13 protein-coding genes and 1 pseudogene are annotated in these 13689 nt (G+C 68.6%); 8 read left to right on the top strand and 6 right to left on the bottom strand.

Features of this window, described 5'->3' with window-relative positions; genetic code table 11:
- Positions 1-11: 11 nt before the first annotated feature.
- A complete protein-coding gene (locus FBY35_RS00235; protein WP_142211841.1) occupies positions 12-401 on the top strand; it encodes a hypothetical protein in 390 nt (129 codons plus the stop codon).
- A 485-nt stretch (positions 402-886) separates the two neighbouring features.
- Here FBY35_RS00235 and FBY35_RS00230 read toward each other — a convergent pair whose 3' ends face one another.
- Both FBY35_RS00230 and FBY35_RS00225 read right to left on the bottom strand, forming a co-directional pair.
- Positions 887-1096, bottom strand: a complete 210-nt coding sequence (locus FBY35_RS00230) for a DUF397 domain-containing protein (protein ID WP_142211840.1) — start codon at positions 1094-1096, stop codon at positions 887-889.
- Entirely contained in the window at positions 1093-1920 is an 828-nt protein-coding gene (locus FBY35_RS00225; RefSeq protein ID WP_186356837.1) for a helix-turn-helix transcriptional regulator, read from the bottom strand. Before FBY35_RS00225 ends, FBY35_RS00230 begins: the two co-directional genes overlap by 4 nt.
- 106 nt (positions 1921-2026) lie before the next feature.
- Between FBY35_RS00225 and FBY35_RS36715 the strand changes: the two genes are divergently transcribed.
- The 7 genes and pseudogenes from FBY35_RS36715 to FBY35_RS37865 form a co-directional block, all read left to right on the top strand.
- Positions 2027-2284 (top strand): hypothetical protein, encoded by a 258-nt coding sequence (locus FBY35_RS36715; RefSeq protein WP_142211838.1) that lies wholly within the window; start codon positions 2027-2029, stop codon positions 2282-2284.
- Positions 2281-2601 (top strand): hypothetical protein, encoded by a 321-nt coding sequence (locus tag FBY35_RS00215; RefSeq protein ID WP_260848428.1) that lies wholly within the window; start codon positions 2281-2283, stop codon positions 2599-2601. Before FBY35_RS36715 ends, FBY35_RS00215 begins: the two co-directional genes overlap by 4 nt.
- Positions 2598-2993 carry a hypothetical protein gene (locus FBY35_RS00210; RefSeq protein ID WP_142211837.1) on the top strand — a complete coding sequence of 132 codons (396 nt, stop codon included), beginning with the start codon at positions 2598-2600 and terminating at the stop codon, positions 2991-2993. Before FBY35_RS00215 ends, FBY35_RS00210 begins: the two co-directional genes overlap by 4 nt.
- Positions 2994-3221: 228 nt before the next feature.
- Positions 3222-3455 carry a putative ATP-grasp-modified RiPP gene (gene tgmA, locus FBY35_RS00205; RefSeq protein ID WP_142211836.1) on the top strand — a complete coding sequence of 78 codons (234 nt, stop codon included), beginning with the start codon at positions 3222-3224 and terminating at the stop codon, positions 3453-3455.
- Position 3456: 1 nt separating this feature from the next.
- The gene (gene tgmB / locus FBY35_RS00200; RefSeq protein ID WP_142211835.1) at positions 3457-4404 is read left to right on the top strand and encodes an ATP-grasp ribosomal peptide maturase; all 948 of its coding nucleotides are present in this window, start codon (positions 3457-3459) and stop codon (positions 4402-4404) included.
- On the top strand, positions 4401-5558 hold the full coding sequence (locus FBY35_RS00195; protein ID WP_142211834.1) for a methyltransferase domain-containing protein: 1158 nt from the start codon (positions 4401-4403) through the stop codon (positions 5556-5558). Before tgmB ends, FBY35_RS00195 begins: the two co-directional genes overlap by 4 nt.
- 466 nt (positions 5559-6024) lie before the next feature.
- Positions 6025-6718 (top strand): annotated as a pseudogene (locus FBY35_RS37865) (DUF2637 domain-containing protein); the annotation flags it as partial.
- A 1822-nt stretch (positions 6719-8540) separates the two neighbouring features.
- On the opposite strand, the gene FBY35_RS00185 reads toward FBY35_RS37865, so the two are convergent.
- The 4 genes from FBY35_RS00185 to FBY35_RS00165 all read right to left on the bottom strand — a co-directional run bounded on the left by FBY35_RS00185 (position 8541) and on the right by FBY35_RS00165 (position 13684).
- Positions 8541-8837 carry a hypothetical protein gene (locus FBY35_RS00185; protein ID WP_142211833.1) on the bottom strand — a complete coding sequence of 99 codons (297 nt, stop codon included), beginning with the start codon at positions 8835-8837 and terminating at the stop codon, positions 8541-8543.
- A gap of 562 nt (positions 8838-9399) precedes the next feature.
- A complete protein-coding gene (locus tag FBY35_RS00175; protein ID WP_142211832.1) occupies positions 9400-12789 on the bottom strand; it encodes a LysM peptidoglycan-binding domain-containing protein in 3390 nt (1129 codons plus the stop codon).
- On the bottom strand, positions 12789-13241 hold the full coding sequence (locus FBY35_RS00170; RefSeq protein ID WP_142211831.1) for a TadE/TadG family type IV pilus assembly protein: 453 nt from the start codon (positions 13239-13241) through the stop codon (positions 12789-12791). Before FBY35_RS00170 ends, FBY35_RS00175 begins: the two co-directional genes overlap by 1 nt.
- The gene (locus tag FBY35_RS00165) at positions 13241-13684 is read right to left on the bottom strand and encodes a TadE/TadG family type IV pilus assembly protein (protein ID WP_142211830.1); all 444 of its coding nucleotides are present in this window, start codon (positions 13682-13684) and stop codon (positions 13241-13243) included. Before FBY35_RS00165 ends, FBY35_RS00170 begins: the two co-directional genes overlap by 1 nt.
- Between the last annotated feature and the right edge of the window lie 5 nt (positions 13685-13689).

The following is a 13689-nucleotide window of genomic DNA, read 5'->3' as shown; positions in this document are numbered from 1 at the left end:
CGGAGACCGCAGTGGACGCCCAGCTCCCTCTGACCTCGCTGCTCACCTCTGCGGGAGCGAGCGCCGGCGAAATGCAGTACCTGGTCTCGGTGATTCAGGCCGGGTCCGTGGAAGCCGCCCAGGGCGAGGCCGTCGAGCTGGAAGGCGGGCGTGGCAAGCAGTTCGAGGATGGTTGGCGCGCCGCGGTCCAAGCCGTCACGAGCAGGCTCGCCCACATCGCCGACCGCACCCTCCGCCCGGCGCCGGCCGCCACGCCGGATACACAGCGCCAGGCCGACACCAGCTTGCCCACGGCCGTCGAGAGCGTGGATGAGGCACAGGTGAGCCGGGACCTGATAGTAGCCGAACACATCTTCCGCAACCTGACCGCTTTACCGGCTACAACCGGGAGATCACGTTAGCCTCGCCGTTTCGCGCGCCCAGCAGACTAGGAGGTCTTCGTGTTGTAGCTGATCTTGAGTCGTCAGCTCGTTGTCGCCTGCCGGTGGAAGTCCGGTCCGGGTAGCTGCCAGGGGCCCAGTAGCAGACTGTTGGCGTCGGGCGGGAACGCCCGGTGTCTGAGCCCAGTGTCGAAAGCCCTGCAAGGGGGAGCAAAGCAGCGGTCCGTAGCATCACGCGAAGCCTGCGGCGCGGTTAGAGGCACGCCTCTCGGGGCGGGGACAGGGAGTGCCGAGCCCCCGAAATCAGGGCAAAGGCCATGGAAGCGAGCTTCGGCACCCTCGCGCGTCCCGAGCCCTATCGCCGGGCAGCGTCACCACCAGCCCCGCCATGCTTCCGACTCGGAAGCATGGCGGGGCATTTGTGGTGGGCTTGTTGCGGACAAGCGCAGCCCGTCAAGCCGTTGCGCGATGGGGCCGCTTTGAACTGGTGCGGGTCGGCCGACTGGTCATACGGTGCCGAACTCTCCAGCCTTAACGCTCGCTACGAAAGATGCGAACGAGCCTGCGGGGAAGTCCAGGACCGGACCAGTCGGGTTCTTTGAGTCACGTACGGGGACCACGCCGCGCGAGACGACGAAGTTGGCCGCGACCTCGATGCACTGACCGCCGTTCTCACTGTACGAAGACTTGAACCAGCGGGGGGATTCGGTCGTCACGGGGTGCCCTTTCGTAACCGTTCGATCATGGCGACAGATGCCGCCTGTGAAGCAGCTTCGGCCTGTAGCTGATGGTAGGCCGTCAGCATGGGGAGCACGAACGTGCTTTCTCGTTCGAGATGGCCACGTTGGGCAGACTCGGCGTACGACATGAGCGACCGATCAGGCATCGTAAGGACGGTCACAGGCAGACTGAGCGGGCGGCGAACCCCCATATCGAAAGGGGCAATCTGGACAACCGTGTTCGGCAGCTCGGCGAACTCGACGAGCCGTGCAAACTGGGCGTCCATGACCGTGCTGTCCCCGATCGGTCGTCTAAGGCAGCTTTCGTCAAGCACTGCGAAGACCAGCGGAAACGGTATCCGGATCAGTGATGCTTGGCGCTCCGCAACGAGCGCAATCCGTTCGTCCCCCTGCTCTGCGGTGATCGCTCCCCGCTTGACGGTGCCCGCTGTGAGCGCTGTTGCGTACTCCGGTGTCTGGAGCAGACCAGGGATAACGCCGACCTCGTACAGCCTGATCTCTGCTGCTTGCGCCTCATGCGCGACGTACTCCGGGAACCCTTCAAGCAGCGCGTTTGTGCGCACGGACCTGCCCTGGCGTTCGAGCTGGTCGCCCGTCCCAAACACCTTGTCAGCACTGTTCGCGAAGCGGGGAGTTGGGGACCGCCGACCAGTTTCGACGGCTGAAATATGCGTCCCCGAGTAGCCCATGCGGTCGGCTAAGTCCTCCTGCGTCCATCCGCGCTCATCTCTCAACGTGCGCAAACGCTCGCCGAACGCTGCTTCCGGCGAACTTTCGGGGTTCAGCTCTTTGCGGTTCAACAGTGATCACCCAACTCCCCGTTCAAGTGGTGCAAGTTGAAGACTTCTGAACTGTAGGACACGCTGAATCGCCCTGGTAGTGGAACCACTACGGAGAGGAGCGGCGGTGTCTGCGCAGAACGTTCCCACAGACGGGCAGGAACCCGCCCACGTTCCGGATCCCGGCACGCTCATGGTGGACAGCAGCCGTGACCGGGTTGGAGAGTTTCGCGGAGTCGCCGGCCCGTACTGGTCGCTCCGCCCGACGAACGGCGGGACGGAATGGGAAGCGGAGCCCGAGCACGTCCGCCCTGCAGACCCCATAGAGCGGCTGCAAGCCGAAATCGCGCGGTGCAACGCTCGAAGCCGGGGGGAGTTGTTGTGAGAGCACCGATCCGCTTACCCGTTCGGATCGTCCTCGCGGCGGGGGCCGCGGAAGTCCACTTGCGGCAGCGCTTCCCCCGGATCATGTGGGCGCTGACCCCGCACCGGCCCGAGCGTGACCAGCCGTTCGCCGAGCTGCAACGCATCGAATCGGACACCGCGTACCGCGCGCTGTTCCTCGCGAGGCTGGACGCTGCGATTGCTGAGCGGAGCGCGGAGCAAGCGGCCGAGCTGAACGCGTTCGTAGACGCTGTGGAAGCGGCAGCCGAGCAGCTTCGGAACCTGGTCCGCCCCGACAACGGCGAGCGTGCCGCATGACCGGGGTTACGTACGTCGCCGAAGTGTCCGGGGGCGACGCTGTGACGACCATCTATCTCGGCGGCTACATCGCTCCGTCCCGCCGGCTCGCTCTGCGTTGGCTCCGTGGTCAGGCTCTCCGGTGCGCGAACGCGCTGGACCCGGACCCGTACGCCGAGTGGATTCCGCCCCAAGCGCTTCAACCGGTCATGCACACCGAGCGGAACGCGCCCGCGGAACTGCGCTTCTGGGCCGACGACAACGAGCACCAGGACCACGCGTTCCAACAGCTCGCGACGGGTCTCCCATACGAGTTTCTGGCGCACGACGAGACGTGTTGGTACGCGCTCACCGCTCGTCCCGTGGGTGCCTCGCTTGGCTCGCCGAGTCTGAGTGTGCTCGCCCATGCCTAGCCCCCATAAGCCTCCGTCCTGGTTGCGTTCGCCGTGATTCCCCCACGGGCGACCAGGACGGGCCACGCCCGCGGGACTCCACTCCTGAGACTTCCGTCCCGCTTCCACATTGACTCGCTCTGTGGAAGCGGGGCGGGTTCAACCCCGGTCGGCTAACTGCGTGACAGTCGGCAGCCGACCGGTTCTGCAAGAGCACCACAAGACCAGCCAACGCAGGAGGAATGCAATATGAGCACCGCAACGGCTACGCCCGTCCCGTTCGGGGTCCGGCACCTGGTGTCACCAGCTCCGACGAACAACGAAGCGCCCGTCATCACGTACAGCGATGCGCTTCAACTGAACGTCTCTGCCGAGGGCAACCCGTGGCACGCGATCACGGCGGAGATGCCGGAGACGCAGACGGAGACCAGCAACGGTGACGGTTCGTCGCCGGGCTCCGACAGCGGAACCGACCTGTACTGACATGCGATACGTCCTCATCCTGACCGGCCGGGACGACCTCACGGCTGATGCAGTGGTTGGGGAGCTGGTGAAACGCGGTGAGTACGTCGCCAGGTATGACACTGCCGACTTTCCAACCGTTTCCCGTCTGGCCGTCTCCCTCACCGGGGACGGCTGGACGGGCACCCTCACCGGCTCCCGTGCGGTCCGCCTGGAAACCGTTAAGTCGGTGTGGTGGCGTCGCCCCAACGAATTTCGGACCCCCGACGACTGGCCCGGACACGCTCGCGCACTCGCGGTCTCGGAAGCACGTTCCGGGCTGCTCGGCGTGCTCGGCTCGCTGCCCGTCCGGTGGATCAACCACCCGAGCAAAGATGCCGCCGCGAACTACAAGCCCGTTCAACTCGCCGTGGCCGCGCGCTGCGGGCTGGACGTGCCCCGCTCCGTCATCACGTCCGACACCGACCACGCGCGGGAGTTCATCGGGGCCGAAACCGTGGTCTACAAGGGGCTCGGCGGTGGCGTGCTCGGTCCCGCCGTACAGCGTCAGTTCCTCCCCGTGGTGCTCGTCTCCGCGGACCAGGTGGACGACGGAGTGAGCGGAACCGCCCACCTGTTCCAAGAGCGCGTGGACAAGGCGTACGAAGTGCGCTTGACCGTGATCGGCGACCGCATGTTTCCTGTCGCCATCCACGCGGGCAGCGAAGCCGCGCAACTCGACTGGCGGACGGACTACCAGTCCCACACGTACGAGGCGGTGGACATGCCCCCGGAGGTTGAAAAGCGGGTCCGCCGGCTCATGGATGAACTCGGCTTGTTCTTCGGCGCGCTGGACTTTGCCGTCACGCCGGACGGACGTTGGGTGTTCTTCGAGGTGAACCCCAACGGGCAATGGCACTGGCTTGCTGTCAAGGCTGGTGTTCCCCTCGTTGAAGCCATGGCCGACGCTCTGCAAGGAGAAGCCGCATGACCGAAGCGTCCACATGGACCGAAGCCGCCAAAGCGCTTGCCGACAAGGTGACCGCCGACGCTCCCGCATGGCATGACGCCGTGAGCAACACCCCCCGTCACCGGTTGGTCCCGCGCTGGTGGCAGCGCATCCCCAACAGCCCGACGCAGGAATGGGGGTTGGTAGACCTTCCCGAGGAATCGCCCGAGCGGCTGCACGCCGCATACACCGACGAGACGCTCGTAACCCGTGTCGGTCCCACGCACGCCGATCACGCCACCCCCGGCGAGCACGGCAAGGGTGATCCAACGTCGTCGTCCACCCTGCCGGGACTCATCGTGTCCATGGCGCACCGGCTCAACGTCCAGCCAGGTCACAAGGTGCTGGACGTGGGTACGGGTTCCGGGTACTCCGCCGGTCTGTTCGCCCGCCGCTTCGGGGACGAGAACGTGACCAGCGTGGACGTGGACCCGTACCTAGTCGAGGCTGCCCGCGCACGGCTCGCCGAGTTCGGGCGCACGCCGCGCATGCAAGCGATCGACGCTACGCGGGAACTCCCTGAGGCGGAATACGACCGCATCATGGCGACCGTTTCCGTTCGCCCCGTCCCCGCATCGTGGCTTCGCGCGCTCCGTCCCGGCGGACGGCTCGTCACGACCATTGCCCACACGGCGCTGCTGATCACGGCAGACATGGGAACCGACGGCATCGCGCGGGGCAGCGTCCAACCCGACCCCGCCACGTTCATGGAGACCAGGCAGGAAGCGGACTACCCGGCGAAGCTGAACGACGTGTTCGTGTCCGCCCGAGAGCGGGAAGGCGAGGACGTACGGCCCACCGACGGAGCGATTCCCGACCTGTGGCAGGAATGGCCCCTTCGGTGGCTGTACGAGCTGGACACACCAGGTGTCGAGACCCGCGCCGCAACGTACCCGGACGACGGGCGACGTGTGGTCTGGCTGCTCGCCCCGGACGGGTCATGGGCACGCGCCGAAGACGGGACCACGCCCGTGGTCCACCAGGGCGGCCCGCGTCGACTTTGGGATGACCTGGAACGCGTCCGCCGCAAGTGGGAGGAGAACAACCGGTTCCCTCTGCACACGTTGCGGGCCGAACTCACCGCCGAGGGCAGTTCCCTGCTGTCCCCGGATGGGTCCTGGTCCTTCCTCATCTAAGGCCGGACGCGCGTGTCCCTCGGAGACCGATAAGCCCCGTTCGCTCGTCCGGCACCCGTGAGCCGGCGGGCTGGCGGTTCCCCCGACTGGACAAGGCAGAGTAGGAGCAGACGTGCCCCGAACGAGAGTGTTCGGACTCCCGCCCCGGTCCGCCCCGCGAGATCTCAGCCGGTCCGATCATGACGGGCCGATCTTTGAAGGGTGCCGCGCCCGATCCCCGCGCGGTGAGGGAAGCGAGCCCCGGCCGTGTGCTGCCCCCCGTGGCGTATGGGCGGGGCTCGCGTTACTGAGCGTTTCAACATGACGTGACGATGATCGGACTCGTTGCTGGATCCGCCCAAGGCCAACCGCGAAGGGCTCCAACCTGCCACAGATCGTGGGAGTGTGAGACCAGCTCAGTTGTGAGGCGTAGACGGGGGAGTGGGACGTGAGCACGGGGAGCGGGGAGGTACCCCGACGGAGTCGGATTCAGCTGAGTCGGGCGCACCGGATCCTCATTGGCGTGGTCGTGACCGGCGCTGTGATCATCGCCGGGATTGGCTTCGCGGGGTCGTACGCCGCCGTCCGTGAGCTCGCTTTCCAGAAGGGCTTCGGGAACTTCTCGTACGTGTTCCCGATCGGCATCGATGCGGGCATCTGCGTCCTGCTGGCTCTGGACCTGCTGCTGACCTGGATCCGCATCCCCTTCCCGCTGCTGCGCCAGACGGCCTGGCTGCTGACGACGGCGACGATCGCCTTCAACGGCGCGGCGGCCTGGCCGGACCCGCTCGGCGTGGGCATGCACGCTGTCATCCCCGTGCTCTTCGTCGTCGCCGTCGAAGCCGCCCGCCACGCCATCGGCCGGATCGCCGACATCACGGCCGACAAGCACATGGAGGGCGTCCGCCTCACCCGCTGGCTCCTCTCGCCGATCCCCACCTTCCTGCTCTGGCGCCGCATGAAACTGTGGGAACTCCGTTCCTACGAGCAGGTCATCAAGCTGGAACAGGAGCGCCTGGTCTACCAGACCACCCTCCACTCCCGCTTCGGTCGCGCGTGGCGGCGCAAGGCGCCCGTCGAGGCACTGATGCCGCTGCGGCTGGCCCGGTATGGTGTTCCGCTCGCCGAGACCGCGCCCGCGGGTCTCGCGGCCGCCGGTATCGATGAGCCGCCGATCCTGTTCGCTGCCGAGCGGGTCTCCGCTCCCGCCCAGCCTGAAGCCCCCGCGCTTGAAGCAACGCCGGATCAGGAGCCGGAGACAGCGGAGTTGGAGAGCGCGGAGCCGCGACCGGTGCAGGCTCCAGCCTCAGCACCTGAGCGGTCACGTGAGCGGCCGGAGGGATCCGTCGAGGAAGACTCCGAGCGATTCGCTGAGGCCTACCAGGCGTTCATCGCCCAGTTCCAGGTCGCACCGACTCCCGCACAGTGGGCCTTCTGGCTCCGCGACGCGTACGGCATCACCACCGGGGCCGGCGGTCCGCTCTCCGAGGAGCAGGTGCAGTCTCTGCTCCAGGTCCTCCAGGAGCGCTACGCCGTGCGCCCTGAGGAGCCCGTCGCCTCCGACGAACGGCAGTCGACTGGCCCGTCGGCCGACCAGTGGTTCGACTACTTCTACAGCGCCTGGCGCACCTACGAGCAGGAGCGCGGCGCCTATCCCGATGCTGCTGCCCTCGCGGCGTACGTCTATGAGCGGGACACGATCACAGGAGACGGCGGCCGGCCCATCACGGGCGACGACTTGATGGACTTCGTCACGAGCTTCCAGGAGCGCGAGTTCGGCACCACCGAACCGACTGCCGGGGAAGCCGCCGCCGATCCCGGCGAGCGGAGCGCTGACGAGGCCCTCACTCGGGAGGAGGATCCCGAGGCGGCACTCGCAGGCACGGGCGCACAGGCAGCCAAGGAGAAGCGCAGCCTTCGGGTGAACGCCGACATCGACGACCCGCTGCCAGGACCGGAGGGTTCAACGGGGGAGCGCGTCCCCCTCACTACGGTTGACCGGTACCACCTGGCGTGGATGGAGTACCAGACCGAGCACGGTGACGAACCGACGGCCGAGCAACTGTCCGCCTATCTCGCAGCGAAGGGTATGCACGGCCGCGGCGGGAAGCCGGTCAGCCCGGCCAACTTGCGCCGCTACTTCCTGCCGTCCCGCGTCTACAACGTCTGGGCCGAATACCGGATGCGCAACGAGGAACATGCGGCGGACGCCGTTGCGCACGAATGCGCAGCCCGCGGAATCACCGCCCAGTACAGCAAGCCCGTCACCACCGAGTACATCACCCAGAATTCCGCCGACTTCGAGCGACGCTGGCAGGCTCTCACCCGTCACCACGCCGACGCGCAGCAGTAGGCCGGCGGATGCCCACCGCTTGCGCATCCGGCATCCCTCAGCCCCATCAGTCTGCGCAATCAGTAGAAACCCCTGATCAGCGCTGCATTGCGCAGAGAGGGCGATCATTGAGCAGCCCTCTGCGCACCGTGCGCCAACACGCTGTTCAGCCCCACCCCGGAACCGATGAGGAGGACCCATGCGAGCACTGCGCATCGACCGGGACGCCACCGTCACGGACATCAACCTCCCTGAGCCTGATGCGCAATCGGCGATCCGCGAGCTCGTTGGATCCCCCGACGCGGTCGACCAGGGGGCGTACCACCGGCGGGCCGCTCCGGCACATCCACGGCAACGGTCGGCAAGTCGGGCTCCCGCAGAACCTGGCCGCATGGGCCCTTGCGAGTGCCTGGCGCGGCATGACCCCTGTACCCACTGGGCGGGCCCATCGTTGTCACCGGCCGCAGGCGACCGTGGGCGCGTGGCAACGCTCGAGGACAACCTGGTGCAGCACACGAAGGCAGTTGCGCAGACCGTCCGGACACGCTGACGGAGTGGCGTTCACGGCCTCCCGCCTCCAACGAGGCAGCCATCAGTGAACTGCTCGCGTACGCGTCCCGCGACGTCGCCTCCAGCCGATAGTGACGCGCTGCACATGGCGGGAAGCAGCGTCACCACTGCTCCGCCAGCCTGAGCACCAGGACCAGCACCGCTGACGTCAGCACGAACAGGACCCAGGCCGCGGCCCACGGCCGCCGTCCGTTCAGCAGGTGCCCGATGGCCCCGGTGATCTCGACGGCGGCGCCGATCAGCCCCAGGACGCCGATGACCGCCGCGGTGCAGTAAGCCCAGGCGTGCTCGCCGAGGTACCTCAGCAGCAGGAGGGCCGGCAGCAGGAGCACCGCCGGCCAGGTGTCGGCGCTGCCCGGAGTCCGGCGCTGTTCTGTCTGAGCTGCTGGAGATTCCACGGTGTCCCCCTGTGTCCGCGATCAAGGTTCGGCGCCCTGGAGGACGCCGGACCTTGATCGCGGGTTGCCCGCTGGCGTTGCTTCGCTTCGCAGGCGCGCTAGCAGAGGCGGCGCCTTTTCCGGAGCCATCCCCGCCAGTCCGTGGACCCCGGATAGCCTCACAGATGCGGGACGCAGACGCTACAAAACACGTGGCGCGGGCCATCATGGAGCAGACCGAGGCGAGTACGGACGTTCGTTACGTCGTGCCCCTCACTCTGCTGGTGCCGCCGGCGTCGGCCGGACCGGTCGTGGGGCGCCAAGCTCCAGGAGCTGGAGGAGCGATCCGCGCAGCACGAGAAGAACCTCCGGCCGCAGAACACCAGCGACTCCTACGCCGCCGACTGGAAGCAGTGGGACGAGCTCTGCGCGCTGCTTGAACTGCCCGTCACCGCCATCACACCCGGCTCGCTGACCGCGTTCGTCGAGTGGCTGTGGTGGCAGCCCGGTTGGAAGAAGGGCACCTACACCGCGCTCTAGACCGTTGACCGCCGCTGTCCGGCGTGGTTTGCGCCCCCGTTGGCTACAGGGCCTTGCGCACCGCCTCGCCCGAGCCGTTGAGGAGCTCGTTGATGAGCTGCTCGGTCTCGATCTCCAGTGAACAGTCCAGCGCCCGGTTGATCTGTTGGACGCGGGTGATGGCGGTGTGCAGCCCTTGACGGTTCCCGGCTGCATGCTCGATCCGGAGCCAGTCGCGATACAACAGCTCCGCCGTGTCGTCGACCTCGAGAGCGGTCGCGACGGCCTGGCGGGCCGCGGAGAGGTCGTGGTGCTGGCCGGCAGGGGTGCGGTAGGTGGCCACGGTGTGCGCGATGTCGATGATCCGCGTGATCATCTCCTGCTGGTAGGGCTCAGCCCAGGGAAGGGGTTTGCCGCCGAATGGCCGGCCACGGACCAGAGTGAGCGCCTTCTCCAGATCGGACAGGCCGGACGGGCCCAGTGGCAGTGCGCGTTCGACGAGGTGCAGTAAGCGGGTCCAGTCGCAGCGCACGCCGGGGGAGAGCCGGTAGGGGTCTTCGCCGGACTTGCGGCGTGGCACGTAGGGGTTGCCGGCGGGATCGCTGCCCAGGGAGCGGCGCAGGCCCTGCAGGCGGGCGTTGAGGGTACTGGGTGTCCAGGGGCTGATGGGATCCATGTCGGAGCAGACGACGTCGGCACTGCGCCCGGGCCGGAAGAACAACAAGGCGGCAAGCTGTGCCATCCGCGGGCCGTGGCCGGTGCTGTCCACGCCTGTCACCTCGACTGGGCCCAGGACCCGGATCTCCGGCGCGTGCGGGTCATGAGCCTCCTGCGCTTCGGCCGCCGTGCTGTCCGCGGCGGCATGTTCGTCGTCAGCGTCCCGGGCCTGCGGACCCTCTGCGGGCGGGCCCATCGGCGCGTCGGCGCTCGGATCGTGTTCCTCCTCGTCCCGGGGCGACGGTGCGGTGGTGGGCCGGAGACGCGGTGCGGAGGGATCGGTGGTGGCGGCGAGCAGGGCCGGAAAGACCTCGCCGCTTACGTCTGCTGCCGGCGTGGATGAGGGCCTCGTGGCCGCTTTGGGCGCCGGCGCGGCGGATTCCTCCGGCGTGGGCTGCTCGGGCTGCTGCACGCTGTCGGGCTCGTCCGGGACGTCCTGCCAGGGGCCCTCGGCCGGGTGCGCTGGCTGCGCGGACACCTTCAACGCGGTGGTGATCTGGAGGTAAGAGGCGTGCTCCAGGCGCTGCACCGTGATGTCGGTATTGGCGGAGTCGAGATGCTGCGGTGTGCTGGGCGAGGCATTGAGGATCTCGGCTTCCGGGAAGTGTGCGGCCGCCGTACTCGCCGGCGCGACCAGCGTGACGGGAACCGTCCCGGCCTTGTCGATGACGTCGGCGAACTCGCAGGCGGTGTCCGGGTCCAGAGACGACGCGCACAGCAGCAGGTAGGGCTGATGCTGGGTTTCGGGCATCTGGTGTGCCTCCAGCAGCCGTTCGCTCAAGTCGCGCAGCGCGTGCGTGGCGTGCCGCATGTGGGCGATCCGTGCGGTGGGCAGCAACTGCGGCAGGTCCTGGCCGAACCCCACCGTCACGACTTCGACTTCGCTTGCCCACGGGCTCATCCCGAGCTCGAGGGCGAGGGAGGTGCACATCTCGGTGATGTGGAGGGGGTTGCCGTCCAGCAGCACGGCGGGCACGCGGGCGAGGTTGAGCAGCAGCAGGTCGCCTTCCTCGGTGCTGCCGATCGTGACCAGCCCCGGATAGGGCGCCGGCACCTCGCGGGCGGTCTCCTCGTCCAAGAGGGCGGAGTCGGCGGCCAGGACCCACCATCCGCCCTTCCCGGAGACGAAGGGCGCCTGCGGCCCCTGGGCGAGGTCCTCGGGAAGTACCTCCACCGTGCGGGCACCGATCCGCGCAGCCCTCAATGGCGGCAGGTCCGCACCGTCTTCTTGTGGGGCCACCTGGTGGGCCAGGGTCCGCAGGGCCGCGTCCAGGCGGACTGCACCGTCCGGTTCGGCGGCCGCCGCCAACTGGGCCTCTGCCGGAGAGGTCTCCGCCGCGATGGCAATCTTCTCGCCCGGCTTGCGGCGGCGGCGCTGCAGCGTCCGGCGCAGCGCGAGAGCACCGGTGATGGCGGCGGCCAGCAGCGCGCCAGCGCCCAGAACGGTGCGCAGGTTCAGCGGGCTGCCGGGCGGAGCCGACGCCGGCGTCTCGGGCGGCGTGGCGGCGGGGGAGGAGGCGCTGGTGCTGGGCTGGGGCGTCGCGGGAGCCGTTGCGGACGGAGAGCCCTGGTGCTGCCCCGGCTGCTCGGCCGGTCGGCTGCTCGGTGTGCCGGGGACCCACGACTCGGGCGCGGGCGCTGTGGTGTTGCCCGGCGCGGGTGCCTGCTCATCCCCCGCGCCATCGCCCGGCTTGTGCTCGCCGTCTGGCTTCTGCGTGGCCGGGGGAGTGGTCTCGTGGTTGTCCGTCTCGTCGCCGTGGTCGCTGTCTTGCGGCGGCGCGTGCTGGTCGGGCTGGGCGCCGGGCACAGTGACCTGCTGTCCCGCGTAGACCACATCCGGGTCGGAGATGGTGGGCAGGCCGTCCGCCTGCGGCTTGCCCCGGCTGGCCTCGAACAGGCGCGGCCACTCGTCGCCGTCGCCGAGCTCCTTTTGAGCGATCTTCGACAGGTAGTCGCCCGAGTGGACCGTGACGACGTGCGCGCTCTCTTCGGCGGCAGCCGGGGCGCTGGCACCCAGCTGCGTACGGACGCCTCCCGGCGCGGGGGCGGTATCGGGCATCTCCAGCTGCCAGCCGGGCTGCAGAAAGCTGTTGGCCTTGAAGACCTGGCCGTCGGCCATCACGCGGCCCTCGTTCAGGCTCGCAATCTCCCGCCACCGTTCGCCGTCCCCCAACTCCCGTTCGGCGATGCCCCACAGGCTCTCCGCGGGCCGCGTCTCGCGCACCGTGTACGAAGTACCGGACGTCCTCGCGGAGGACGGGGATTGCTCGGCCTCGGCGGCCTGCGGGCCCTGGGCTTGGCCGGGGACGCGGGCTGCGGTGGTGGCCGCTGCGGCCTGGGCGTCGGAGGCCAGGGCCGAACTCGTGGGCAGCAGCACCAGGATGCTGCCGATGAGAAGGGCCGCGGCACGCTGCGAGGCACCCATCCCTCGCGGGGCGCGCCAGGTCCGGCCCCGCAGCTGGGCGATCAGCTCGCGTACCGCGCAGAAACTGAACTGCGCCCACCCGATCCAGCCCACCGCGACGAGCAGCAGCAAAAACGTCGCGCCCGTGTCCTGCCGGTCCAGCAGGTGCGTGAGGTCGTCGTGGGCGGAAGCCCAGATGACCGGAGTGACCCAGGCCAGCAGCAACGGCAGCCCCGCGACCGCGGCGGCCAGAACGAGCAGGCTCACCACGGCCTTGAGAACACGGGCCAGGGTGCGGCCCACCGTTGCGGCGGGGGAGTGGGTGGTGCGCATCAGTTTCCTTCGGGAGCGGTGACGCCATGCAGGAGGGTGGCCTTGCCCTGGCCGGTCACCGACAACGAGCCGATCCCGACCGCCGACAGGAACTTCGTGTCGTACGAGCCGGTGACGGTGACGGTGAGGGTCTTGCCGTCGCCGGACACGCTGACCGTGCCGGTGGCGCCGGCGGAGCGCAAGTACGCCTGGGCTGCGGCCTGGGCGTCCTGCGGATCCACGACGATCGCGTTGCCGCTGATGGCCTCGGCGGGGTCGATGGCCTGCCCGCCTGCCCGGGCGGCCTCGCCGGCGATGTAGTCGGCGCGCTCGGTGGCACGCATCTTGCCGCCGCCGTCCACGGCGACGCCGATGATGCCGATCAGCGCGATGACGCACACGGCGACGAACACGGTGACGCCGCCCCGGTCATCCCACCGTGCACGGCGCAGCCCCATCTGCCGGAAGAACATCAGTCACCTCGCTGCCTGTACTGATCCACCACCGAGGTCGCCGTCGACGTGAGCGTCCGCGCCCCGGGCACGCCCGGCAGCAGCAGGTCCGACAAGTTGACCGTGCAGGTCACGGTCACGGTCACCGTGCCGACCTGGCCCACCGGCACGCTCAGACCACCGGTGTTGACGCTGACGCTGGTCGACGCGCACGTGATGCCCTGGTCGTTCAGGGATTCGGCGGCCGCCGCGTGCGCGGCGCTCTGAGCGGCCCCCGCCGTGCGGTGAATGGAGGCCTCCCGTGCCGCGTCCTCGGCCGCAGAGTCGATCTTCGAGCCGGAGGTGACGATCCGGCCGCCAGCGATCGCCAGACACAGGAACATGATCAGCGACGGGACGATGATGGCCGCCTCGATCGCGGCACTGCCCTCATCGCTGCGAAGTCTGTGAGCCCATCGGGCCATGTATC

It is taken from the genome of Streptomyces sp. SLBN-118 (assembly GCF_006715635.1).
Taxonomy (GTDB): domain Bacteria; phylum Actinomycetota; class Actinomycetes; order Streptomycetales; family Streptomycetaceae; genus Streptomyces.
The sequence above is the reverse complement of the archived record's forward strand: the minus strand, read 5'-3'. Positions and strand labels throughout refer to the sequence as shown.

Bases quoted from the DNA above. Each gene is read 5' to 3' on its own strand.
- FBY35_RS00210 (WP_142211837.1), top strand. From the start codon at position 2,598: ATGACCGGGGTTACGTACGTCGCCGAAGTGTCCGGGGGCGACGCTGTG.
- tgmA (WP_142211836.1), top strand. From the start codon at position 3,222: ATGAGCACCGCAACGGCTACGCCCGTCCCGTTCGGGGTCCGGCACCTG.
- tgmB (WP_142211835.1), top strand. From the start codon at position 3,457: ATGCGATACGTCCTCATCCTGACCGGCCGGGACGACCTCACGGCTGAT.
- FBY35_RS00195 (WP_142211834.1), top strand. From the start codon at position 4,401: ATGACCGAAGCGTCCACATGGACCGAAGCCGCCAAAGCGCTTGCCGAC.
- FBY35_RS00175 (WP_142211832.1), bottom strand. From the start codon at position 12,789: ATGCGCACCACCCACTCCCCCGCCGCAACGGTGGGCCGCACCCTGGCC.
- FBY35_RS00170 (WP_142211831.1), bottom strand. From the start codon at position 13,241: ATGTTCTTCCGGCAGATGGGGCTGCGCCGTGCACGGTGGGATGACCGG.
- FBY35_RS00165 (WP_142211830.1), bottom strand. From the start codon at position 13,684: ATGGCCCGATGGGCTCACAGACTTCGCAGCGATGAGGGCAGTGCCGCG.